Origin of the sequence: Pseudoduganella sp. R-43, from assembly GCF_049913255.1 — a bacterium.
In the GTDB taxonomy this organism is placed as follows: Bacteria; Pseudomonadota; Gammaproteobacteria; order Burkholderiales; family Burkholderiaceae_D; genus Rugamonas.
In genome coordinates this window covers 2,728,951-2,750,436 of sequence record NZ_CP183988.1, presented here as the reverse complement: position 1 = coordinate 2,750,436, position 21,486 = coordinate 2,728,951, and the positions used below count along the sequence as shown (strand labels likewise).

The 21,486-nt window shown below is 60.9% G+C and carries 24 protein-coding genes and 1 tRNA gene; 10 read left to right on the top strand and 15 right to left on the bottom strand.

Features of this window, described 5'->3' with window-relative positions:
- Positions 1-72: 72 nt before the first annotated feature.
- A complete protein-coding gene (locus tag ACN9M3_RS12665; RefSeq protein WP_426322830.1) occupies positions 73-2,136 on the bottom strand; it encodes a TonB-dependent receptor plug domain-containing protein in 2,064 nt (687 codons plus the stop codon).
- A 155-nt stretch (positions 2,137-2,291) separates the two neighbouring features.
- Here ACN9M3_RS12665 and ACN9M3_RS12660 point away from each other — a divergent pair, with 155 nt between their 5' ends.
- Together ACN9M3_RS12660 and ACN9M3_RS12655 are read left to right on the top strand one after the other, a co-directional pair.
- Positions 2,292-3,368, top strand: a complete 1,077-nt coding sequence (locus tag ACN9M3_RS12660) for a sensor histidine kinase (RefSeq protein WP_426322828.1) — start codon at positions 2,292-2,294, stop codon at positions 3,366-3,368.
- Positions 3,365-4,123 (top strand): LytR/AlgR family response regulator transcription factor, encoded by a 759-nt coding sequence (locus ACN9M3_RS12655; RefSeq protein ID WP_426322826.1) that lies wholly within the window; start codon positions 3,365-3,367, stop codon positions 4,121-4,123. The genes ACN9M3_RS12660 and ACN9M3_RS12655 overlap by 4 nt, the downstream gene beginning before the upstream one ends.
- Here the strand turns inward: ACN9M3_RS12655 and zwf are convergent.
- A complete protein-coding gene (gene zwf, locus ACN9M3_RS12650) occupies positions 4,107-5,570 on the bottom strand; it encodes a glucose-6-phosphate dehydrogenase (protein ID WP_426322824.1) in 1,464 nt (487 codons plus the stop codon). The genes ACN9M3_RS12655 and zwf overlap by 17 nt on opposite strands.
- Before the next feature lie 128 nt (positions 5,571-5,698).
- Between zwf and ACN9M3_RS12645 the strand changes: the two genes are divergently transcribed.
- The 3 genes from ACN9M3_RS12645 (at position 5,699) to ACN9M3_RS12635 (ending at position 7,309) form a co-directional block, all read left to right on the top strand.
- Entirely contained in the window at positions 5,699-6,271 is a 573-nt protein-coding gene (locus tag ACN9M3_RS12645) for a hypothetical protein (protein ID WP_426322822.1), read from the top strand.
- 94 nt (positions 6,272-6,365) lie between these two features.
- Entirely contained in the window at positions 6,366-6,824 is a 459-nt protein-coding gene (locus ACN9M3_RS12640; protein ID WP_426322820.1) for a MarR family winged helix-turn-helix transcriptional regulator, read from the top strand.
- An 11-nt stretch (positions 6,825-6,835) separates the two neighbouring features.
- The gene (locus ACN9M3_RS12635) at positions 6,836-7,309 is read left to right on the top strand and encodes a GNAT family N-acetyltransferase (protein ID WP_426322818.1); all 474 of its coding nucleotides are present in this window, start codon (positions 6,836-6,838) and stop codon (positions 7,307-7,309) included.
- A 21-nt stretch (positions 7,310-7,330) separates the two neighbouring features.
- Here the strand turns inward: ACN9M3_RS12635 and ACN9M3_RS12630 are convergent, their stop codons facing one another.
- The 4 genes from ACN9M3_RS12630 to ACN9M3_RS12615 form a co-directional block, all read right to left on the bottom strand.
- Positions 7,331-8,512 carry an MFS transporter gene (locus ACN9M3_RS12630; RefSeq protein WP_426322816.1) on the bottom strand — a complete coding sequence of 394 codons (1,182 nt, stop codon included), beginning with the start codon at positions 8,510-8,512 and terminating at the stop codon, positions 7,331-7,333.
- 10 nt (positions 8,513-8,522) lie between these two features.
- Positions 8,523-9,257 carry a sterol desaturase family protein gene (locus ACN9M3_RS12625; RefSeq protein WP_426322814.1) on the bottom strand — a complete coding sequence of 245 codons (735 nt, stop codon included), beginning with the start codon at positions 9,255-9,257 and terminating at the stop codon, positions 8,523-8,525.
- 173 nt (positions 9,258-9,430) lie between these two features.
- Positions 9,431-10,861, bottom strand: coding sequence for an NAD(P)-binding domain-containing protein (locus ACN9M3_RS12620; RefSeq protein WP_426322812.1), 1,431 nt, complete (start codon positions 10,859-10,861; stop codon positions 9,431-9,433).
- 50 nt (positions 10,862-10,911) lie between these two features.
- Positions 10,912-11,229 (bottom strand): ArsR/SmtB family transcription factor, encoded by a 318-nt coding sequence (locus tag ACN9M3_RS12615; protein ID WP_426171158.1) that lies wholly within the window; start codon positions 11,227-11,229, stop codon positions 10,912-10,914.
- Positions 11,230-11,358: 129 nt separating this feature from the next.
- On the opposite strand from ACN9M3_RS12615, the gene ACN9M3_RS12610 reads away from it, so the two are divergent.
- From ACN9M3_RS12610 to arsH, 4 genes are read left to right on the top strand one after another with little or no spacing between them, the layout of a single operon-like run.
- Positions 11,359-11,685 (top strand): ArsR/SmtB family transcription factor, encoded by a 327-nt coding sequence (locus tag ACN9M3_RS12610; RefSeq protein ID WP_426322809.1) that lies wholly within the window; start codon positions 11,359-11,361, stop codon positions 11,683-11,685.
- Positions 11,682-12,161 carry an arsenate reductase ArsC gene (locus tag ACN9M3_RS12605; protein ID WP_426322807.1) on the top strand — a complete coding sequence of 160 codons (480 nt, stop codon included), beginning with the start codon at positions 11,682-11,684 and terminating at the stop codon, positions 12,159-12,161. Before ACN9M3_RS12610 ends, ACN9M3_RS12605 begins: the two co-directional genes overlap by 4 nt.
- A complete protein-coding gene (locus ACN9M3_RS12600; RefSeq protein WP_426322805.1) occupies positions 12,158-12,880 on the top strand; it encodes an aquaporin in 723 nt (240 codons plus the stop codon). Before ACN9M3_RS12605 ends, ACN9M3_RS12600 begins: the two co-directional genes overlap by 4 nt.
- A gap of 3 nt (positions 12,881-12,883) precedes the next feature.
- The gene (gene arsH, locus ACN9M3_RS12595; protein ID WP_426322803.1) at positions 12,884-13,597 is read left to right on the top strand and encodes an arsenical resistance protein ArsH; all 714 of its coding nucleotides are present in this window, start codon (positions 12,884-12,886) and stop codon (positions 13,595-13,597) included.
- A gap of 4 nt (positions 13,598-13,601) precedes the next feature.
- Here arsH and ACN9M3_RS12590 read toward each other — a convergent pair whose 3' ends face one another.
- From ACN9M3_RS12590 to ACN9M3_RS12555, 8 genes are all read right to left on the bottom strand, one after another.
- Entirely contained in the window at positions 13,602-14,402 is an 801-nt protein-coding gene (locus ACN9M3_RS12590) for a hypothetical protein (protein WP_426171150.1), read from the bottom strand.
- A gap of 234 nt (positions 14,403-14,636) precedes the next feature.
- Positions 14,637-14,972 carry a DUF7716 domain-containing protein gene (locus ACN9M3_RS12585; RefSeq protein ID WP_426322801.1) on the bottom strand — a complete coding sequence of 112 codons (336 nt, stop codon included), beginning with the start codon at positions 14,970-14,972 and terminating at the stop codon, positions 14,637-14,639.
- Between the two features lie 75 nt (positions 14,973-15,047).
- A tRNA-Ser gene (locus tag ACN9M3_RS12580) sits at positions 15,048-15,138 on the bottom strand.
- Between the two features lie 82 nt (positions 15,139-15,220).
- The gene (gene serS, locus ACN9M3_RS12575; RefSeq protein WP_426322799.1) at positions 15,221-16,510 is read right to left on the bottom strand and encodes a serine--tRNA ligase; all 1,290 of its coding nucleotides are present in this window, start codon (positions 16,508-16,510) and stop codon (positions 15,221-15,223) included.
- A 93-nt stretch (positions 16,511-16,603) separates the two neighbouring features.
- A complete protein-coding gene (locus ACN9M3_RS12570; protein WP_426171144.1) occupies positions 16,604-16,801 on the bottom strand; it encodes a hypothetical protein in 198 nt (65 codons plus the stop codon).
- Between the two features lie 125 nt (positions 16,802-16,926).
- Complete coding sequence (locus tag ACN9M3_RS12565) at positions 16,927-17,604, bottom strand: alpha/beta fold hydrolase (RefSeq protein ID WP_426322797.1); 678 nt, start codon at positions 17,602-17,604, stop codon at positions 16,927-16,929.
- A 140-nt stretch (positions 17,605-17,744) separates the two neighbouring features.
- Positions 17,745-18,035, bottom strand: coding sequence for a YciI family protein (locus ACN9M3_RS12560; protein WP_426322795.1), 291 nt, complete (start codon positions 18,033-18,035; stop codon positions 17,745-17,747).
- A gap of 10 nt (positions 18,036-18,045) precedes the next feature.
- Positions 18,046-18,624: a TetR/AcrR family transcriptional regulator gene (locus tag ACN9M3_RS12555; protein WP_426322794.1), complete on the bottom strand. Its 579-nt coding sequence runs from the start codon at positions 18,622-18,624 to the stop codon at positions 18,046-18,048.
- Between the two features lie 134 nt (positions 18,625-18,758).
- Here ACN9M3_RS12555 and ACN9M3_RS12550 point away from each other — a divergent pair, with 134 nt between their 5' ends.
- Positions 18,759-20,165 (top strand): alkaline phosphatase D family protein, encoded by a 1,407-nt coding sequence (locus tag ACN9M3_RS12550; RefSeq protein WP_426322792.1) that lies wholly within the window; start codon positions 18,759-18,761, stop codon positions 20,163-20,165.
- A gap of 9 nt (positions 20,166-20,174) precedes the next feature.
- On the opposite strand, the gene ACN9M3_RS12545 is transcribed toward ACN9M3_RS12550, so the two are convergent.
- Entirely contained in the window at positions 20,175-21,485 is a 1,311-nt protein-coding gene (locus tag ACN9M3_RS12545) for a replication-associated recombination protein A (RefSeq protein ID WP_426322790.1), read from the bottom strand.
- Position 21,486 lies beyond the last annotated feature (1 nt).

Sequence of the window (21,486 nt, the reverse complement as noted above, 5' to 3'; positions counted from 1 at the left end):
AATCAGTGCAAAGATCAGTGCAAGCTTCTTAATTTCCCTACTCCACTTGTTTAGACGGCCGCAATTGTAGCGTCATAGCGCGACTTCCGCAGCGAGCTTGAACGTGCGCTGCCCACTGCTTGTCACGTTTCGCAAGGAATCGTGGCGGCCGTCCTCGAAAATTTGCGTATTGCGGGTATCGGGCTTCAATACATTGCCAGCCGTGGCGCGCAAGGTCAGCCCCGGCCGCAATTGCCAGGCGGCGTTCAAGTCCAGCCGGCGCTCCGTGCCTCGCCCGCTCCACTGCGAGGCAGATATATGCGCCAGGCCACCCTTCTGCAGGTTCCAGTTGAAGCCCGCCGTCTTTCCCGCTCCGAAGCGAATATCGACACCCGCGTTGATGGTAAGCGGCACTTGTTCGCCAAGCCGGTTGCCGGGCGATGCCACGGAATCCACCTTCGACCAATTGCGCGCGACGCCTATTCGCGCCATCGTCCCCGCCGCCAAAGCCAGGCGCCCGTCAAATTCCAGGCCGCGGGTCACGGCGCCGCCGATATTGCCAGGCGTCGCCACCCACTTGCCCTTGTCTTCGAAAAGAACTGAACCGATGACATTGGCAATGCTCCGATGATAGGCAGCCACGCTGGCCATGCTGTCCTGGCCGAAATAGCGTTCGTAAGCGGCATCGATTCCCCATGCCAGCTCCGGACGCAATGCCGGGTTGCCCTGCACATCGGGATTTGCGGGGCCGTTGCCATTGTTGACCGTGAAACGGCGCGGCACCAGGTCGCGCGTATTGGGCGCCTTGTAGCTGCGCGCGAGACCAAGCCGCAGCTGATCGCGCGAACCGGGCAGGCGCCAGAGCAAATGCGCCACCGGACTCCCGACGGCGGTGCTGCTGCGCACGTCCGCCAGGTCGCGTCCATTGGTCATCGTGCGCAGCCCTTCCCAGCGCAGGCCGATATATGCCTCAAATCCAGGCGATACCGTCCATTCATCCTGGGCGTACACGGCAAAGCGCCGCACGCGGGCGATGTAACGCTGGTCAAGCTCGCCAAGCGGCTCGCCTGCCGCACTGGCGTCCTCCTGTCGCCGCCATTCCGAACGCCGCGCCACCGAACCATCCCACCCTGCCGCCAGTACATGTCCGCTGCTGCCTCCCAGACGCCATTTTCCGCTGCTGCTGGCGCTATCGTCCGACGCGCTGGAAATCACGCGGCGCAGCCAGACCGCATCTCCTGACGCGTCACTTCCGGTGAAAAGATAGTCGCTGTTGCGCCGGTTATGCGCCAGGCCAGCCTTCCAATCGATGCGGTTTGCGTCCCCAAGACGATGACTGGCCTCGATATCGCTGCGCGCGATGCCAGTGCGGGCATCGGCCCTGTATGCGCTCACCGGGAAATCGCTCGATGCGCCGAGCAGCGCAGTTTCCCCGCTGCTGCCACGGTTGCGATTGCGGACATGGTCCAGCAGGCCTTGCCAGGCTACCTTCGTTCCGCCGTCGAATTTCCAATTCAGGCGCGGCGCCAGGCCTATGCGCTCCGTGGCCAAGAAGTTCGCTTCGGCAGTCTGGCGCCGGGCCGACAAGGTGCTCTCGAAAATGCTGCTTGCCGGTGCGCTCTTTCCGCGTGCGGCCTGTATCGCCACGTTGCCGGAATAAACCTCGCCGGGACGCGACAGGTCGAACGACGCTTCCGGAGACCAGCCGGCGCCAGCGTCCTTGCCGGCCAGCGAGGCCAGCGACCGGGCCCGCCCAGTGCTTCGGCGCAAAACAATATTGATGCTGCCGGCGATGCCTTGGGTGCTGCTGTCGGCAGTTGCACTGCGCAGGATCTCGATACGTTCGACGAGCTCCGGCGCCAGGTTCTCCGGCGAGAATCCGGGCGGCGCCGGTTCGCCATTCAGCAAGAATTGCGTATGCCCGCCGCCCAGCCCCCGCAACTGCACCTGCCCCCCGCTTACCGTAACTCCGGGCTGGCGACGCAGGGCCTCGGACATGGTGGGATCGCCATAGCGTAACAGCTCATCGCGTGAAACGATAACCCGGCCCGCGCCATCATCGCGGCGTTGCTGCAAGGTGCTGGCCGCTTTGACCTCGACACTCACCACGTCGCTTTCGGCACTGGCGCAAAGGGGAAACAGGAGCAAGTAAAGCAATATTCGCATCGTAAAGACCCGGTTGTAAAAGAACGATGCGCATTGTTGGCGAAACCTCGGGAAAGCCGATACGGAGTGTGACGAACACCCGGCCCACCGGGACGAACGCCGGAATGCGGCTGCTATACTGCCGCGCCATGGACCGACTACATTCAATGCCAGCCTGGCTGCGCGCCTTGCTGGCCAACTTCGCGCTGTGGACGCTGGTCTGCGCGCTGGCCGGCATCACCACCTACGGCGACCGTATCGAAAGCGGCGACACCCGCAGCTACTGGCAGATGACCGCCGGCTGGTGGGTTGGCTACTCGGCGATGATGTTGCAAAGCTATATGCTGTACATGGTCTACCGCCGCCATCCGGAATGGCTCGCCAGCATGCGCCGCGTCGGCCTTGGCTACCTTGCCTATCTCGCAGTAGGCTGGCCCACTGCAATGCTTGGGCTGGCATTCCGCCGCTGCTTCAAATTCGACATCGACCCGACCTTTGGAAACGCCTGGACCTACGTGGCCACGATGGACAAACTCGAGTGGTTTATCGAGTACGTGCTGCTGACGATGGCTTTTGGCGTCGTGGTGGCGCTCCTGCTGTGGCGCCAGCGCCGGCAGCAAGACCGGCAACTGGCCCAGGCCCTGCTTTCGCTTGAACGCCAGCGCTTGGCCGCCTTGCGCGGCCAGCTTGAACCGCACTTCATCTTCAACACCTTGAGCGCGATCGGCGCCCTGGTGCGCATGGACGACAAGGCGCTCGCACTGGACGCCCTGTCCCGGCTGGGGGATCTGCTGGAGTATGCCTTGACGAGCAGCGAAAGCGATTGGGTGGCGGCCGGCAAGGAGCTGGAATTTGTCCGCAGCTACCTGGACTTGCAGCGCCTGCGTTTCGGCGAGCGCCTGAAGGTACGCATTGCAGGCGCCCATTTGCTGGACGACGGCATCGATTGCCCTCCAATGCTACTGCAGCCGCTGATCGAAAATGCCTTGCGCCACGACCTTGAATGCCATGAAGGCGACAGCGATATCGACATGGCGTTCACGCGGCATGGTGACCGGCTCACGGTACAAGTATCGAATCCGGCCCGCATGCACGCTGCGCCTTCGGCAGGCCTGGGCATTGGCCTGCGCGGCATTCGCGCGCGCCTCCAGCTGGCCTACGGCGATGCAGCCACCCTGGCGACGTCGCGCACCGGCGGCCGCTTCCTGGCGGAGCTTTCCCTTCCCTGGAGGCCGCAGCCGTGAAAGCGCTGATCGTGGACGATGAGGCGCACGCCCGCACCAACCTCCGGTTTGCCCTGGAGGCATTGCCGGGATGGGAGATCGTGGCGGAATGCGCCAGCGCCTCGGCCGCACGCACCTTCCTGGACACCGGCGGCGCGGATATCGTGCTGCTCGACGTGCAAATGCCGGTGGAGTCGGGGCTCGACTTTGCGCGTGAACTGAGCCGGCGCGAACTGCCGCCCTTGATCGTGTTCGTGACGGCACACCGGGGCCACGCCCTGGAAGCATTCGACGTCCACGCGCTCGACTACATCGTCAAGCCTGTGGATGAACGCCGGCTGCAGCAGGCCCTGGAACGCGCCGCCAAGCTGCTCGACCAGCGCGCCGCATACACGCAAGCCCTGCGCGGCTTCGTCGATCCCCGCCCCGGCTACTGGACCGAACTGGCTGTGCGCTCGGTCGGCAGGATAGACCGGGTCAACCTGTCGGAAGTGCTGTGGATCGAATCCGCGGGAAATTATGTGGAACTGCACCTGCCGCAGCGTACCTTCCTGCACCGCAGCACCTTGACGGAGCTGGAGCGCTACCTGGACCCGGCGCAATTCCTTCGTATTCACCGCCGCATCCTGGTGCGCAGCAGCGAAATGCTGGCCGTTCGCCAGCTCCAGGAAGGAAGCCACGAACTGACGCTGGCCGGCGGTGCGCAACTGCCGGTCAGCGAACGTTATGCCGCGGCGGTAAAAGACCGCCTCGCGCGGCCTACTCTACCCAGCTGAAGCCATCGCGCGCCAGCAGCGCGAACGATTCGGACGGGCCCCAGGTGCCGGCAGCATAAGGATTCGGCTTCTCGGCCAGGGCGTTCCAGCCGTTGATGATCGGATCGGCCCATTCCCATGCAGCTTCCAGTTCGTCGCGGCGCATGAAGTGGGTCAGGCGGCCGCGCACCACGTCGATCAGCAGGCGCTCGTAAGCTTCGGCCCTGCGCTGCGAGAATGCGGATTGCAGGTCCAGGTTCAGCGCCACCTGCTGCATCTGCATGCCGCTGCCGGGCTGCTTTGCCATGAGCTGCAGCTTGATCGCTTCTTCCGGCTGCAGTTCGATCACCAGCCGGTTGGCTACCCCGCCCGGCGTCTCAGGGAACAGCGGGAACGGCGGGTTGGCGAATTCGATCACGATCTTGGACGAGCGGCGCGCCATGCGCTTGCCGGTACGCAGGTAGAACGGTACCTTGGACCAGCGCCAGGTATCGACGTAAGCGCGCATCGCCACGAAGGTTTCAGTGCTGCTGCCCTCCGGCACGTTGCGCTCCTCCAGGTAGCCCGGCACTTCCTGGTTGCCGCTCACGCCGCGCACGTACTGGCCCCGGACGGTGTCGCGTGCGATCGAGGCAAGGCTGAAGCGGCGCAGCGAGCGCAGGACCTTGAGCTTCTCGTCGCGCACCGCATCCGGCGCCAGCGAGGCAGGCGGTTCCATCGCAACGATGCACAGCAGCTGCAGCAAGTGGTTCTGCACCATGTCGCGCATGGCGCCGGCGCTGTCGTAGAAGCCAGCGCGGCTGCCCACGCCGACTTCTTCGGCAACCGTGATCTGCACACTGGTGATATTCGGCGCACGCCACAGCGGCTCCAGGATCGAATTCCCAAAGCGCAGCACCATCAGGTTCTGCACGGTTTCCTTGCCCAGGTAGTGGTCGATGCGGTAAATCTGCGATTCCTCGAAATGCTTGCCGACCGCTTCGTTGATCTCTACCGCTGACGCCAGGTCGCGGCCAAGCGGCTTTTCGAGCACCACGCGCGCGTTGCGGTCAACCAGGCCGGCTTCGGCCAGCTTGTCGCAGATGGTGGTAAACAGCGACGGCGCCGTGGCCAGGTAGAAAACCCGTTCTGCACCAGGACGCGAGACCTTGGCCAGCGGCGCCATGCCGTCTTTTTCCACGTCGACCCGCACAAACTCCAGCAACTGCAGGAAACTGCGCCAGGCCTCGTCCGTGAAATTCTCCCCGCTGATGAAGGGACGCGAATGGTCCTCGACGAAGGCCAGGTAGGCCGCGCGGTCGTAGTCCTGGCGGCCGGTGGAAATGATGTGGGTCCCGGGCGGCAGGTTGCCATGCAGGTGCGCCATATACAGCGCCGGAAGCAGCTTGCGCATGGCGAGGTCGCCCACCCCGCCAAAGATGATCATGTCGAGGGGCAGGCTGGAGTCGAATTGCGGAGCAGAGGTCATGTCGAGGCTCAAAAGTGTTGGTGGTAGCGGGTCGGATTGATAATAATACCCAAACTCTCGCCGGGCGGCAGGACGACGACAAAGGAGGAGGTTTGCCAGGACTGTTAAGATCAGCGATTGGGGGCGCCGTGCTGCTCATGGCCCTTCCCTCCTGGGCAGGTGGAGTAGTTTGCGAGCCGCCTTACTATCGCCCCGAAAACGGCGGTCCCGAACGCGAACTGTGTGCAATCCAGGCGGCCGCAAAACGATTCCTGGACCAGCAGAACGTCCGCGACAAGACCGACTGGCGGCCACTCGGCCCCGATATCAGGATGATGTTTGGACCCTGCCTCGTTCCCCTGGGCGCGACCTGGGCCATATATGAAGCCCGGAAAAGCGTGACGGTGAGTTGCGACCGCACCGATCCATCGGCCTACAAGCGCACCTGGAAGGCCGCGGTCGATGTCTACAGCGAGAGCGAGCAGCTGAACTACCATATCCACAAGGCGGCGAGCGCATTCGTACGCCGCGAAAACGCGCGGCGCAAATCGAACCGCAAGGCCGGATACCCGGCAAATGAGACCCAGGTGCCGAAATGCGCGGTCCCCCTCGCCGTCGAATGGCGGGACGGCGCCAGGAGCAGTGTCGATGTGATCTGCCGCCAGGCCGTCCAGACCACCTGGGGCAAAGGCAAATGGCGAGTCAGGATACCGGTCGAATGATCCTGTGACCAGCACCGGCGCCGGGAATTTAGTTGTTCTTGACAACCAGCTGGCGCAAAAACTAAAATTGGTTGACTAACACAACCAATCCGCCATGAGTACCAACGAAAACACTGCTCAGCTTTTCCGCGACGTCGTGCGCCTATTCGTTCGCGACCAACGAGAAAACGCAGGGTGCATGGACGGTGGACAGACGGTACGCTGCCACATACTCAATGAATTGCTGCGCGAAGCTCCCCTGCCACAACAAGCATTGGTCAATCGCCTCGGCCTGGACAAGGCATGGATCAGCCGAGCTGTGGACGGCCTTTGCGTGGAAGGATGCCTGTCGAAGGAACCGAGCCAGCGCGATAGACGCAGTGTCATGCTGTCGCTCACAGCCAAAGGCAAAGCTCGCGCTGCTTCCTTGAATCTCCAACTGAATCAACATGTAGAACGCTTGCTAGCGGATGTTCCACCTGCACAAAGGGCCGCGCTGCGCATTGCTTTGCAAACCTTGCACGCCGCGCTGAGCGCACCTGATGAAAGATCGAGGGTCAAATGCCAGAAATAACGTTACGCCCCATGCGTCCGGAGGATTGGCCGGCGGTCCGCAGCATCTATCTCGAAGGTATTGCCAGCGGAAATTCGACCTTTCAGACCGAAGCACCAGGCTGGGAACAATGGGACGCCAACCATTTGCAGGCCTGCCGCCTGGTTGCCGTGCTAGGCGATTCCATCGTCGGCTGGGCAGTCCTGGCGGCGATATCGGCTCGCCCGGTCTACCGCGGCGTAGCTGAAGTCAGTGTCTACGTAACGCCCTCTGCCCACGGACAAGGGGTTGGCAAGGCCCTGATGCGGGAATTGGTATCGGCCTCGGAACAATACGGTTTCTGGACTTTGCAAGCCGGCATATTTCCGGAGAATGTCGCGAGCCTGGCTGTGCATGCAAGCGTCGGGTTCCGCCAGGTCGGCCGAAGGGAAAGGATGGGGCAGTTACACGGCGTCTGGCGCGATGTCGTGCTGGTGGAACGCCGCGTTACCGGCGACGTTTGCTGATTGGCCGTCACGCTCCTGGCGCTACACCGCTGCCACTGAATGGCGGACGCGTTTCCGGATGGCCTGCGTGAACACCGCGAAGGAAATGAGCGACATCGCGAGCAGGAGAATCAGTACTTGACGAGGGCCGATCACGTCAAACGACATTGCCAGCACTAGCGGCCCACTGGCCTTCGCCAGCAGCGCCGGCGCCGCAAGCGCGCCGGATATCGCCCCGTAATGCAGACGGCCGAACATCGCTGCCGGCAGCGTCCCGCGCAGAATGGTAAGCACCCCATTGCTGAGTCCATACAGCAGGCAGAAAGCAGCAACACCCCATGCCTGGCTTCCAAATGCAGCAATCGCGGACAGCGCCACCGGCAATGCTGCGAACGTATAGATCCCCACGATCGTCGGCGGCCTTCCGCTGCCCCAGGTGCGTTCGATAAGCCGTCCCGCCACCTGCATAGGTCCTATCAACGCCGCCAGCATCAAGGCAAGCTCCATCGAATGTCCCAAGGCCCGCATGACGCGGATCAGGTGCACGGAAATCGCAGCAAAGATGAATGCGTTAATCGCAAAAGCTGCGGCCAGTAGCCAGAATCGTGGCTGTCGGATGGCTTGCTTCAGCGTCGCACCGGCGTGACGCGATGCGGACGCTTTATGCTGGTGCGCGCCGCCAAGAAGGCAATGCAATGGCGCACAAACCAGCAGTTGCACAAGCGCATAGAGCGTTAACGTATCTCGCCAGCCCAAACGCACCGCCAAGGCCTCGGTCAGTGGCCAAAATGCCGTACTGGCGAGGCCGCCCAGCAAGGTGACTGTCGATATGGCCCTTGCAGCATCATTGGCGAGGGAGCCATTCAGCGTTGCAAAGGCTGCCTCGTACAGGGTGAGCGACATTGCAGCGCCAATCAAGGTCCAGGCGGCCATATAGGCGGCGTACGACCCGGCAACCGCAAGGCACCACAAGCCCAAACCAGCGGCCATGGATCCCGCCACCATGATCCAGCGACCGCCATGCCGGTCAATCGCAATACCGACCGGCGTAGCGGCAAGCCCCGCCACCAGCACGCTCCAGGAGAATGCACCAAAAGTCTGACTCGCCGTCAGCGCCAGGTCGGCCTGGATCCGGCTCGCCAGGACGCCGAAGGCGTAGTACAACATTCCCCATGAAATTACCTGCGTTACCGCCAGAACTGCAACAGGCTTCCGAATTTGCATCTCACCTCCTTCAGTGCGCAGCCTTGCAGCAGCCAGGCAAGAACATCGACCAGACCTGCTTTGCGAAAGACGACCTGGCCGGATACGTGGTCGGCCGATACAGGCCCACCGCAGCTGGATCATTGCCTTTGGCATGATAGCGGTAGGTGCCAAACACCATATCCCAGAGCACCAAAGCACGGCCAAAATTCCGGTCGCCGTCCCTGGCGTTATCAGCATGGTGCCAACGGTGGACTTCGTTGGTGCTGAACACATAGTTCAGCCATCCGCTCCGTAGCGGCAGGTTCGCATGCTGCGTCATCAAGACGGGATAAGTCAGCGCAAGGTAGCCAAGCACCACGTCCGGCGGCGTGCCGATTAACAGAAGCGGTGCAAAGCCCAGCATGTAGTTGATGGCATGGTTCAAGGGGTGGATGCGGAAGTTATTAAGCCAATACAGGCGCTGGCTGCCATGATGCAGGGCATGCAGCCACCACAGTGCAGGCAGGCGATGATGCAAGCGGTGCGACCAATAACTCGTGAACTCGGCCAACAGGGTGGCAACCAGCACTTGCGTGGCGAAGGGCAAATCGGCGGGGAAGACGGCAGCACCAATCTCCGCCGCCTGCGCCCCCACCAGCGCCAGCACCAGTACCGGCAGCAGCCACTTCAGTAACGGATCGACCACGGCAAACAGCAGCGCCGCGCTGGTGATGTCCGTACTCAGGTCGCCCTGCCTTGTTTTCCAATCAGGGCGGTATGTCATGCTCCGCTCTGCGAATCCCGCAGCGGCGAGAATCAGAGCGCTCGGGATCACGACCGCAAGTTCAAGGCTTCCGCCAATTTTCCTGGCCACCAGGAACACTCCGGCATTCAGAGCCAGCGCCATTGGCAGGAAAAAGCGTGCGAGCAAAGTCTTTATCACGGTACCTCCCCGGCTTATGCGCAGCACGCGCCTGCTTTCGGCCGTGGGCTGCAAGCGGCGGACGTCGAACAACCAGGCTGCCCTTTGGCCTTTTCCGCCTCGTCCAGCGCGCAGCACGCCGTGCCGGCATCGATGGCCGGACCACCACAGCAGCCGTCGCCTGGTTCGGCCTCGCCTTCATACGCGAGGCGCGTGTTGCACACGCCAGTTTCCGGCAGGTCCAGTTGAACGTCATCGGCAGCAGCCATGTCGCCGGCCAGGCTCGCCACGACCGAACGCACCTGCTCATAACCCGTCGCCATCAGGAAGTTCGGCGCACGGCCATAACTCTTGGCGCCGACTGCGTAGTATCCCGCCTCGGGGTGGGCCAGCTCCCGGTGCCCGTGTGGACGCACGGTGCCACAGCTATGTTCGTTCGGGTCGATCAGCGGAGCCAGCGCATCCGTGCTTTCCAGCCAAGGATCGTGCCGAACACGCATTTCACGGGTCAGGTCCAGGTTCGGGCGCGCGCCTGTCGCTGCGACGATACGATCGACTTCGTTGATCACCTGCTGCTGGCCATCGGGCTTGTCACCGACAACCGTGATAGCTCCAGCCCCCTCCTGCAACGCGACCATGCGGAAATTGGTATGCAGCTCCAGCTTGCCAGAGTCGCGCAATGCCTTGAGCCGTAGGCCAAGCTGGCCACGAGCCGGGAGTCCATCAGCTTCGCCACCGCCGAAGACGCGAGCCAGTTGATCGCCGCGCGTCGCCCAGACAATCGATGTGCCAGGAACGGATTCTGCCAGCTCAGCCAGCGCCAGCAAGGTGCCGGCTGCAGAGTGGCCTGCACCTACGACCAAGGTGCGTTTGCCTGCGTAGTCGGATCGCTGCCCGCCCGCCACATCCGGCATGCCGTAAGCGATGCGGTCGTGCAGTTCCTTCTCACCCAGGGCCGGAATGCCGTTGGCGCCGAGCGGATTCGGGTTTGACCACGTGCCAGTAGCGTCAATGACTGCCCGCGCCAGGTAGTCTGCCTCACCATCTGGCCCCGCCACGCGGATCACAAACGGCGCCAACTCCCGGCCGCGGCTTTTGACCTTGTCAAAGCCTTTGCGCGTTACCTGGATAACTTTATGGCCAAGCTTTAGCGCACCAGCCAACTCAGGCAATTTCGACAACGGTGCAAGATAGAAGTCCAGCAACTCGCCTGCGGTCGGCAAGCCATCGTTGGCAGGCGCCTCCCAACCATGACGCTCCAGCAGCTGGCGCGCGGCCTTGTCGATGTTGTATTGCCATGGCGAGAACAAGCGCACATGCCGGTAGGTATTCAGGTTGGCGCCTGCTTCAGCGCCACGCTCAAAGATGATTGGGCGCAGGCCGCGCTGAAAGAGGTGCGAAGCGGCAGCCAAACCGACGGGGCCAGCTCCCAGCACAGCGACGGGGAGATCATTCAATTGCACCATGATGCGTTCCTTTCGAAGTTCGTCGAATTACGAATAAAGAGGCAAATTTTTTACAAGCTGCCGATCAACTGCTTGAACTGCTCCAGCCGTTCGGGATTGACGCAATAACAGACGCGCTGTTCGTCGGCGGAACCAAGAATCAGCCCTGCCTGCTTGAGGATGGTGACATGCTGCGAAATGGTCGAGGGCGCCAATGGCAACACATCGGCCAGGCTGCCAAAGTAGCAAGCCCCGTACGCTGCCAGGTAGCGCAACAACTGTACGCGAGCAGGATGCGCCAACGCCTTGCACAGCATGGCCACCTCGTCGGCATCCAGCTCGGGCAGGTCAGTTTTGGGGTTGGAGGTGCAGCAGCTAAGCATATTCATCAAGCGATTCGTCAATCTACGAACAAAGGTTAGCGCCCATGTCATCAAGCTGTCAAGATATTTCGATATTCTTTGAACTGTCGTATCGTTGTGCCATAATCAGGCCAACCCTTTAAAGAAAGCCGCACCATGGAAACGAAAGCTGTATTGGCCGCCTTAGGGGCGCTGTCGCAAGAGTCCAGGCTCAACACCTTCCGGCTACTGGTCCAGGCCGGCCCGCAAGGCCTGGCAGCAAGCAAGATCGGCGAGCAGTTGGATATTGCCCCGTCCTCGCTGTCGTTCCACCTGAAAGAGCTGACCAATGCGGGCTTGATCGAGCCGCGACAGGAAGGCCGCTTCATCATCTACAGCGCCAACTTCGACACCATGAACGGCGTGCTTTCCTTCTTGACCGACAACTGCTGCGGCGGACAAAGCTGCGCCCCTTCCAACAATCTCAACTCCTGCAAACCATGAACGTCCTGATCCTCTGCACCGGCAACTCCTGCCGCTCCATCCTCGGCGAAGCCACCTTCAACCACCTCGCCCCTGCTGGCTGGCATGCAATCAGCGCAGGCAGCAAGCCTGCTGGTTACGTCCACCCACGGTCGCTGGCATTGCTGGAGCGCGAAGGCATCTCAACCGAGGGCTATCACAGCAAGTCCTGGGACAAGCTGCCGGTCACCCCAGACATCGTGATCACCGTTTGCGGCAGCGCCGCAGGCGAAACCTGCCCCGCCTACCTTGGCCCTGTCATGCGCGCCCACTGGGGCGTTGAAGACCCGGCCCATGCAACCGGCACCGGCGAAGAAATCGACGCCGCGTTCATGAAGGCATACTGCATCCTGCGCCACCGCATCGAAACCTTCTTCGCACTGCCGCTGGAGGAACTGAAGAAGGATCCGGTACGCATGAAAGCGGAGCTGGAACGCATCGGAAAGGTGCAGCCATGAGGCTCTCCCGGCGCCTGGTCGCCGAGGCACTCGGCACAGCCATGCTCCTGGCGGTGGTGGTCGGTTCCGGCATCATGGCCGAACGCCTTGCGGGCGGCAATGTGGCCATCGCCCTGCTGGCCAACACGATTGCGACCGGCGCAGGACTCGTGGCGCTGATCCTGATGTTCGGCACCATCTCCGGCGCGCACTTCAATCCCGTGGTGACGTTGTCGGAAGCCTGGCAGCGCAACGTTCCCGCGGCTGAAGTCCTGCCTTACATCGCGGTGCAGCTAGCCGGTGCATTCGCAGGGGTGGCCGCAGCGCACGGCATGTTCGGTGAAGCGCTGTTCTTCGCGTCCGAACATGTACGCTCTGGTCCCGCGCAATGGTGGAGCGAATTTATCGCCACGTTCGGCCTGATCGGCGTGATTATCGGCTGCTCCCGCAGCCGCCCCGCCGTCACGCCGTTTGCCGTGGCCGCGTACATCACTGCCGCTTACTGGTTCACGTCCTCGACGTCGTTCGCCAATCCTGCCGTGACGCTGGCCCGCGCAGCAAGCAACACCTTCGCCGGCATTCGCCCCGCCGATGCGCCTAGCTTCATCCTGGCTCAGTTGGCGGGCATGGTCGCAGCCACTGCCTTGTTTTGCTGGCTCTACCCAGCCCCGCCCGCCGATGCCACCGTTGGCGGTACTGTAGCACCCGGCGATTTTGCAGACTCTCTCGAAAAGCACTGACGCATGAGCATCCCTGAACTTCCGAACATCAAAGCAGAGCTTCTCGACGTTCCCAGCCTGGACAAGCTGGCGCCGCAAGGTGACATGAACCATCCGCCGCGCATCCTGATGCTATACGGCTCGTTGCGCGAGCGCTCATTCAGCCGGTTCCTGACCTTCGAAGCCGCGCGCATCCTCGAACACTTCGGCGCCGAAGTCAGAATCTTCGATCCGATGGAACTGCCGATGGTTGGCAGCGTGCCCGAAACGCACCCCAAAGTGGTAGAACTGAGGGAGCTTTGCCTTTGGTCGGAAGGCCAGGTCTGGTGCAGCCCTGAGAGGCACGGCGCAATCACTGCCGTGATGAAGAACCAGATCGACTGGATACCGCTGGAACAAGGAGCTGTGCGTCCAAGCCAGGGGCGCACGCTGGCTGTCATGCAGGTGTGTGGCGGCTCGCAGTCGTTCAATGTGGTGAACACGCTGCGCCTGCTCGGCCGCTGGATGCGCATGTTCACGATCCCGAACCAGTCGTCCGTGCCAATGGCTTACAAGGAGTTCGACGATGCGGGTAGGATGCGCCCGTCCGCCTACTACGACCGGGTCGTCGATGTGATGGAAGAACTGTTCAAGCTTACATTACTGATGCGCGGACGAAGCGATTACCTGACCGACCGTTACAGCGAACGAAACGAACGGGCGCGAGCCGCCATCAATCGCCAGATCGAAAGGCTCTGAGTTTTCAGGGTTCTCCTCGCGCTGCCGGGCCATGGGCAGCATAGTGGGCATCGATATCATCAGCAAGCGACTCCGGATACGTAAACACTACCTTCGAGGGGTCGTATGGCATGTTGATGGTAAGCGAGTGCCTGGTCTGCTGGAGGCAGGCCATGACATTCTTTCGCTCGTCCTTGGGGAAAATGCCCCAATGCGCTTGATCGCCAAGTCCCGATTTGACAGGGAGGGTTTTTCGCGCCGCCTCATTGAGCTCCGCGTCGGATGGCAGGTGATGACTGCGCCAGTCCAGTATCGAAAACACAGGATCTACGCTTTTCCCGAGATCGATAAACCCCACCAACGCCAGGAAGGCCCTGTATTTGCTGGGCAAGTCCAGCGTAAACACCGAGCCGACAGGTGCGCTACATCGGATCTTCTTCGGCTTGGGCTTTGATACCTTGATCTGCCGGGGCTCTGGTTGCTTAGACAGCAGCCTCGCCTCCAGGGTGCGCAGTACTTTTCGTCGTGCCGAAACTTCACCTGGCGCGTCGCGCTCCCAAACAGATATGTCGCCACCCTGGCCGATCAGATCAAGTGCGCGAGCCCTGATATGTTCGTGGAGGCGTCCATACTTCCATGCTGTATCCGCCAATGCGAAATACACGAGGCACATGACCTCGCGGTCGTCGGCCAGATCGGCATAACCGTGCAGTATTTGCTCATAGGCTTCCGTGTCGGATCGCCCCAACTTCAAATTTTCGATGTATGCATCGCGCACTTCGCATGTCGTGTCATCCGAATACAGCGCAGGGCCCCAGGCACCCATAGTCATTCCTCAACAGTTAATCCTCAGTACTCTGAATCCTTGTAGGTGTCGTATTTCTCAAAATGAAAGACGGCTTCAACGATATCGTGCAGTGGAGCCTTCGCGTCCCTCTCAAGCCGATCTCCAGCGGGAGGCATGCCATCGACTGCATTTCTCAGCGCAATAAATCCATGATAGGTTTTCGCCAATTTGCGTCCCTCAGTTTGAAAGATCCTGCTGCGCGGCACGCGGCAACTACGCATCCTTAAAGGTGTCGTATTCAAGATAGTAGAACATGGCATCGACAATCTCCGCCGTCGATGCCAGGGGGGAGTGCTGAAGTTTGTTACTGACCACGGCACGAACCATCGGTGCCTCCAGCCATTCGACGTAGCCTTTCCCTGCCAACTGCTCCGGAATATATCCGCCCTCTTCATCCATGCACTCTTCCATCTCCATGCTCGGAATGACTACGAACTCGGCATCCATAATTGTTTTGCGGTCGATCTTTGGCTTTGTGTAAAGCCCACCGGAATCGGGAAAGTTCTCAACACCACTTACCAGTGCCGCAAATCCTTTGAATGCCTGCATTGTGCTTCCTCCTGCGCAAATTTGGACGAAGAAAAAGAAAAAGCCCTCGATCGCTCGAGGGCTTTTTCAGTGTTCTGGCGGAGAGGGTGGGATTCGAACCCACGGTAGGGGGACACCCTACGCCTGATTTCGAGTCAGGTACATTCGACCACTCTGCCACCTCTCCAGGTACTGCATTTAACGGTGGTCGCCGTTGAGAGCCAAGATTATAGCAGCCCTTCCGAAAAAAGGAAGGGCTATTTTCAACTTTATGCGACGAGCTTCGTCAGGCCGCCCATATAAGGCTGCAGCACGGCTGGAATATCCACGGAACCGTCGGCCTGCTGGTAGTTTTCCAGCACGGCGACCAGGGTGCGGCCCACTGCCAAGCCGGAGCCATTCAAGGTGTGCAGCAGTTCCGGCTTGCCTTGCGCGTTGCGGAAGCGGGCCTGCATGCGGCGCGCCTGGAAGGCTTCGCAGTTCGACAGCGAAGAAATTTCACGGTAGGTGTTCTGCGCCGGCAGCCACACTTCCAGGTCGTAGGTCTTGGCGGCGCCAAAGCCCATGTCGCCGGTGCACAGCTGCATTACGCGGTATGGCAGGCCCAGGGCCTGCAGGATGGTTTCGGCGTGTCCGACCATTTCTTCCAGCGCTTCGTACGACTTATCCGGATGCACGACCTGGACCAGTTCAACCTTGTCGAACTGGTGCTGGCGAATCATGCCCTTGGTGTCGCGGCCTGCCGAACCGGCTTCCGAACGGAAGCATGGAGTGTGGGCGGTGACCTTGATCGGCAGCGTTTCGACTGCCACGATCTCGTCGCGCACCATATTGGTCAACGACACTTCGGAGGTCGGGATCAGGTAGAAGTTCTGGCCTTCGCCTTCGGCGCCGCCCTTCTTCACCGAGAACAGGTCCGCTTCGAACTTCGGCAGTTGGCCGGTGCCCAGGAGCGATTCCGCGTTGACCATGTACGGGGTGTAGCACTCGGTGTAGCCGTGCTTGTCGGTGTGGGTGTCCAGCATGAACTGCGCCAGCGCGCGGTGCATGCGAGCGATGCCGCCTTTCATGACGCTGAAGCGGGAGCCGGTCAGTTTGACGGCGGTTTCGAAATCCAGGCCCAGTGCCGCGCCTACGTCTGCGTGGTCTTTGACTTCAAAGTCGAAGCTGCGCGGAGTGCCGAATTTGCGGACTTCCACGTTGGCCGTTTCATCGGCACCGGCCGGCACGGATTCGTGCGGCAGGTTCGGTACAGCCTGCAGGAATGCATTCATCTTGGCCAGCACTTCGGCCAGCTTGCTTTCGTTGGCCTTCAGTTCTTCGGGCAGGCTGGCTGCTTCGGCCATCACGGCGGAGGCATCTTCCCCTTTGCCCTTCAACATGCCGATCTGTTTGGCCAGCGAATTGCGCTTGCTTTGCAGTTCTTCGGTGCGCATCTGGATGGCTTTGCGTTCGCCTTCCAGGGCATTGAAGCCGGCTACGTCGAGCTGGAACTTGCGGGTCGCCAGTTTGGCGGCGACAGTATCAATGTCTTTACGGAGAAGTTGGATGTCAATCATGTTTTGCTGCCGCTACGAGGTTTAATCGAAAGGGGCAATTGTACCAAGATGACAGCACAACAACCGAGTTTTACGCCCTCCGGCGTTGTGCTGTCAGATCAGTGCTGCCTTTTCGGCTGCAGTCAGGCGCTTGGCGGCCACCACCACGGTTGGAATGCTGGTATCCACCTTGGCAACAACCGGGTCGGCGGCAACGTGCAGGACCGGAGTGGTGGCGGTTGCAAAGCTGGTGACGGTGGCCAGGGCGGCTGCAATAACGAAGATCGCTTCCATGTGTTTCAGGGCTTTCATGATGTTCTCCTTCAGGTCAGTGTTGAACTACTTCCGTGCTTCCATGGTTACACTGTACCTAAAGCCTCCCTGCCCTGCCTTGCACTTGCGACGAAGCGCAAAAAACACGGGATGAAGTGCAAATTTCAGACCGTACGGCCCTGCTCAAGCCATCCCTTCACGGCACTGTTGAACGCTTCCGGCTGCTCGCGCATGACCCAGTGGCCGCTACGGAAGGCAATCACGCGGCTGTCCGGCTTGGATTGCACGGCCGCCTCGAAACTGCGCGTATGGAACGGGAACGGTTTGCGCTTGCCGTAGATGTACAGCATGGGCCAGCGCAGCTTGAATGGCAGCGTCCCTGCGGCAGGCGTGGCGGCGCGCAGCCAGGTAATTGCGTGCGGCAATTGCAGGCGGTCGCAAGCATCGCGCGCCGCCCGGCTGGTGCTGCTGGATGCCTTCAGGCGGCGGTGCGCAAAGGCCAGGCGCAAGCGGGTTTTCCAGTCCAGCGAGGCACGGTAAGTCATCTGGCTGGAGCCGCCGATGCCGACGCTGATCACCCGGCTCACCAGTTCGGGATAGCGCAGCGCGAACTGGTAGCCGAACACGCAGCCCCAGTCGCTCAGCATCAGGATCACGGGGCGGCCGCCATTCACGGCTTGAACTGTATCGGCGTAGAGTTTTGCGACTTCATCGATCGTATGGCTACCCTTGGCACTTTGACTGGGGAAGCTGAACCGCACACAGCGATAGCTCGAAGAAAAGGCAGCGACCTGGGCATCCCACAGGCTGCGGTCATACGGCCAGCCATGAATCATCATCATGGCTTCCTCTCCTACACCATCCACATGGACGGTCACTCCATCGACTGTCAGACGCTGCGACATCCCGCCCTCCGTTAAAATATTTACAACATCCTAACGTTGGACAATAGAAATGTAAACGCTTCGCTTAAGGGTTCCGCTTATGAAGGCAATAGGAATTGCAGCCGGGAATCGGCCTTGGCAGGTGTGAAGCCGGTCAGTTCCACCTCCACCAGGCCGTTTGCAACGAACGGGTCTAGCGCCAGCCGCTCACGCACGGCGCCCTCTTCCAGCCCATGCACCAGGATGCCGCCGCCCGCCTGCCCCAGCAGGTTGCCCGCCGCAAGGAATACGCCATCGTCAAAACCGGCCTGCAACCAGTCCTTGTGTGCGGCCATCCATGGCGCGGCCTGTTCGCGGCTGCCGGTCAATTTGAGCGATACAACAAACATGATTCCTCCTTTAGTTGGAAATGGCATGCAGCCATTTGTGTAGTTGCGAAACTTCGTGCTGGATAAATGTCCCGTCGTCAAATGCGTTGGCGAGCGTGGCAATGCCCTGGCTGCGTGCCAGCAGGTGCATGGCCAGGCCATCGGCATCGGCCGCAGCCTTCCTGCCCAGCTGCGCGAATTGCGCGCGCAGCCATTCGCGAAATAGCGTGAACAGGATATTCGCCTGGGGCAGCGCAGGATGTTCAAGCTTGGCCAGTTCGGTGCACAGCGTGCCGACCGGGCAGCCATTGCGGCGGATCGATGGCGCGTTCATCGCCATCATGTCGATGAAGCGGCCGATGCGCGCCGCCGGCTGCGTGGAGTCCGCGGCCCAGGCATCGAGCATGGCTTGCGTCTTCTGCCGGCGCAATTCGATCACGGCCGCCAGGATCTCGTCCTTCGTCTTGAAGTGATAGTAGAAATTGCCGCGTGAGAGCTCGACCGCCGCCGCGATGTCGGCGAAGCTGGTGTGGCCGTAGCCGCGCTCATAGAACAGCCGGTCGGCCGTTTCGACAATGCGTTCGCGGGTGCTGATTGCCTGCTTGTTCATGCCGACAAGAGTAGGACAGTCGTCCTACGATGTCAAGAATTTAAGCCATCGTTACGATCCGTGAGAATATTGCCTCTTTTTTAGGCCAATAATGACGTAGGATTTTTCCTACGCCCGCCACGAAAGGAGTTGAAATGCAACTTTCGCAGCCGACAGTTGGCCCTATCGTGGGCTATACCAGCGAAGCCGAGTCACGCATCTGGTTACGCGGAGACTTGAAACTGGACAATGGCCAGCCACGGCGTTGCTTCGGTGCGGTGCGCTATCGCAAGCCGGGAGCCAAGCAATGGTCCGACCCGATTTTCAACAAACTCGAGCCACATTTCGACATGACCGGCGTATTTGCGCTGAAGGGCCTGGCGCGGAATACGCCGTATGAATACCAGGCAGGATGGTTCTTTGCCGAGAGTGAACTGACCGATGTGGCCCGCATGGATGGCGCTCTCTTCCAATGGCCCGATGCCCGCGTCTTCAATAGCGGCAGCCAAGCCGCCAACCACGCGCGGTCATATATCGTCGGGTCTTGCCGTTACGTGTTGCGCCTGTTCGGGGGCGCCATCTTTGACAGCCGGGGCGACAAATGTTTCAGAAGCATTCTGTCGCAGATTGACGACGCCAAACAGCCTCAACCTGTCGATGCCTTGTTGATGATAGGTGACCAGATTTACGCCGACGATAAGAGTTTCCTCGATCCAGCAAGCGCAATCGACGATTTCCTGGACCGGTACCGGACCGCATTTTCACAGGACTCGATTCGTGAACTGATGTCGCGTGTACCAACCTACATGATTCTGGACGATCATGAAATCGAAAACAACTGGCCAAGCAATGCCTCGCCCAGTGACCGGATCAACCTTTATCCGCACGCCATCCACGCTTACCAGATATACCAGTGCAGCCATAGCCCGCTGTTCGAATCCAATGCTGAAGGCCGCATAGAAGGTACGCCAACACACTTCTGGTACACCTTCCAGGACGGTTGCGTCGATTGGTTCGTGATGGATGTTCGTACTGAGCGAATCCCGACACCGACGGCAAATCGCCGAATGATCAAGGATGAGCAGATGAAGGCGCTTCTTGACTGGCTTTCCGACGGGTCGGGCCGCAACAAGTTCATTGTCACGTCGGTGCCTTTTATCCCCGACATGAAATCGGACAGGAACGACAAATGGGATGGTTTCGTACCGGACCGGGACCGCATCTTGCAGCACATCGAGAAGAACAGCATACGCCGGGTAGCTTTCGTCTCTGGCGACGTTCACTGTTCTTTTACCTGCCAGCTACAGCTGTCGCCCACATTGAAGATAAGCCAGATTGTCTCTTCCTCGTTCTACTGGCCTTACCCGCACATGGAAGAAAACCAGTTCGACTTTTCTGGATTCCAGACCGCAGGACCTGGCAACTACCAGATCAAGCGAACCTCGCCGGTTTATTCGGACGACAACTTCGCGCGCATGGAGGCATCGCCGGGCACCGTCAACATCACGTACTTCGGCCGCAAAGGCGACAAACTAGGTAAAACCATCACCCTTGCGCTCTAGACCGGCCACTTAACCCTTGCGGGCTTCTTCGTCCAGTTTCCGCAGGAAGGCCAGCTTGTCGGCAATCTTGGATTCCAGGCCGCGTGGAACCGGCTGGTACCAGCCCGGTTCCGCCATGCCATCCGGCAGGTAGGTTTCGCCGGCGGCATAGGCGTCCGGCTCGTCGTGGGCGTAGCGGTATTCGTGGCCGTAGCCCAGCTCCTTCATCAACTTGGTCGGCGCATTGCGCAGGTGGACCGGCACTTCGCGCGATTTGTCGCGGCGCACGAAGGCCATGGCGGCGTTATAGGCGTTGTAGCCGGCATTGCTCTTGGCCGCAACCGCCAGGTAAATCACGGCCTGCGCCAGCGCCAGTTCCCCTTCCGGAGAGCCGAGCCGCTCATAGGTTTCGGCGGCGTCGTTGACCATGGTCAGGGCGCGCGGGTCAGCCAGGCCGATGTCTTCCCACGCCATGCGCACGATGCGGCGCGCCAGGTAGCGCGGATCGGCCCCGCCGTCGATCATGCGGCAGAACCAGTACAAGGCGCCGTCCGGGTTTGAGCCGCGCACAGACTTGTGCAGGGCCGATATCTGGTCGTAGAAATTGTCGCCGCCCTTGTCGAAGCGGCGCGCATTCAAGGTCAGCGCGTTTTGCACGAATTCGCCGGTGACCTTGCTGGTGCGCGCGGTGGCGGCAGCGGTCTTGGTCTGCTCCAGCAGGTTCAGGAAGCGGCGCGCATCGCCGTCGGCGTAGCCGATCAGGGTATCGATCGCCAGCTCGTCGAAGTCCAGGTCCGGCATGGAGCGTTCGCGGGCGCGGGCCAGCAGCTGGCGCATCTCTTCTTCGGTCAGCGCCTTCAGTACATAGACCTGGGCGCGCGACAGCAGTGCGGAGTTGACTTCGAACGAGGGGTTTTCGGTGGTGGCGCCGATCAGGGTGACCAGGCCGGATTCGACATACGGCAGCAGCGCATCCTGCTGCGCCTTGTTGAAGCGGTGGATTTCGTCGATGAACAGGATGGTCTGCTTGCCATTGGCGACGAATTGCTCCGCCTGTTCGATGGCGGCGCGGATGTCCTTGACCCCGCCCAGCACGGCCGAAATGGCGATGAACTCGCAGTCGAAGGCGCGCGCCGACAAGCGCGCCAGCGTGGTCTTGCCCACACCCGGCGGCCCCCACAGGATCATCGAATGCGGCTTGCCGGACTTGAACAGCAGGTTCAAAGGCTTGCCCTCGCCCAGCAAATGGCTCTGGCCGATCACGTCCGCAACGGTATGCGGGCGCAGCGCTTCGGCCAGCGGCGGGGTGGGTTCCGGGGCGAACAGGTCTTGCGTCATCATG

Excerpts from the sequence above, each read along its gene's own strand:
- zwf (WP_426322824.1), bottom strand. The coding sequence starts at position 5,570 with ATGACCTCTGCTCCGCAATTCGACTCCAGCCTGCCCCTCGACATGATC.
- ACN9M3_RS12630 (WP_426322816.1), bottom strand. The coding sequence starts at position 8,512 with ATGCAAATTCGGAAGCCTGTTGCAGTTCTGGCGGTAACGCAGGTAATT.
- ACN9M3_RS12635 (WP_426322818.1), top strand. The coding sequence starts at position 6,836 with ATGCGTCCGGAGGATTGGCCGGCGGTCCGCAGCATCTATCTCGAAGGT.
- ACN9M3_RS12605 (WP_426322807.1), top strand. The coding sequence starts at position 11,682 with ATGAACGTCCTGATCCTCTGCACCGGCAACTCCTGCCGCTCCATCCTC.
- ACN9M3_RS12600 (WP_426322805.1), top strand. The coding sequence starts at position 12,158 with ATGAGGCTCTCCCGGCGCCTGGTCGCCGAGGCACTCGGCACAGCCATG.
- ACN9M3_RS12610 (WP_426322809.1), top strand. The coding sequence starts at position 11,359 with ATGGAAACGAAAGCTGTATTGGCCGCCTTAGGGGCGCTGTCGCAAGAG.
- ACN9M3_RS12590 (WP_426171150.1), bottom strand. The coding sequence starts at position 14,402 with ATGGGTGCCTGGGGCCCTGCGCTGTATTCGGATGACACGACATGCGAA.
- ACN9M3_RS12625 (WP_426322814.1), bottom strand. The coding sequence starts at position 9,257 with ATGACATACCGCCCTGATTGGAAAACAAGGCAGGGCGACCTGAGTACG.
- arsH (WP_426322803.1), top strand. The coding sequence starts at position 12,884 with ATGAGCATCCCTGAACTTCCGAACATCAAAGCAGAGCTTCTCGACGTT.
- ACN9M3_RS12550 (WP_426322792.1), top strand. The coding sequence starts at position 18,759 with ATGCAACTTTCGCAGCCGACAGTTGGCCCTATCGTGGGCTATACCAGC.
- ACN9M3_RS12565 (WP_426322797.1), bottom strand. The coding sequence starts at position 17,604 with ATGATGATGATTCATGGCTGGCCGTATGACCGCAGCCTGTGGGATGCC.
- ACN9M3_RS12615 (WP_426171158.1), bottom strand. The coding sequence starts at position 11,229 with ATGAATATGCTTAGCTGCTGCACCTCCAACCCCAAAACTGACCTGCCC.
- ACN9M3_RS12570 (WP_426171144.1), bottom strand. The coding sequence starts at position 16,801 with ATGAAAGCCCTGAAACACATGGAAGCGATCTTCGTTATTGCAGCCGCC.
- serS (WP_426322799.1), bottom strand. The coding sequence starts at position 16,510 with ATGATTGACATCCAACTTCTCCGTAAAGACATTGATACTGTCGCCGCC.
- ACN9M3_RS12555 (WP_426322794.1), bottom strand. The coding sequence starts at position 18,624 with ATGAACAAGCAGGCAATCAGCACCCGCGAACGCATTGTCGAAACGGCC.
- ACN9M3_RS12560 (WP_426322795.1), bottom strand. The coding sequence starts at position 18,035 with ATGTTTGTTGTATCGCTCAAATTGACCGGCAGCCGCGAACAGGCCGCG.
- ACN9M3_RS12640 (WP_426322820.1), top strand. The coding sequence starts at position 6,366 with ATGAGTACCAACGAAAACACTGCTCAGCTTTTCCGCGACGTCGTGCGC.
- ACN9M3_RS12660 (WP_426322828.1), top strand. The coding sequence starts at position 2,292 with ATGCCAGCCTGGCTGCGCGCCTTGCTGGCCAACTTCGCGCTGTGGACG.
- ACN9M3_RS12585 (WP_426322801.1), bottom strand. The coding sequence starts at position 14,972 with ATGCAGGCATTCAAAGGATTTGCGGCACTGGTAAGTGGTGTTGAGAAC.
- ACN9M3_RS12620 (WP_426322812.1), bottom strand. The coding sequence starts at position 10,861 with ATGGTGCAATTGAATGATCTCCCCGTCGCTGTGCTGGGAGCTGGCCCC.
- ACN9M3_RS12545 (WP_426322790.1), bottom strand. The coding sequence starts at position 21,485 with ATGATGACGCAAGACCTGTTCGCCCCGGAACCCACCCCGCCGCTGGCC.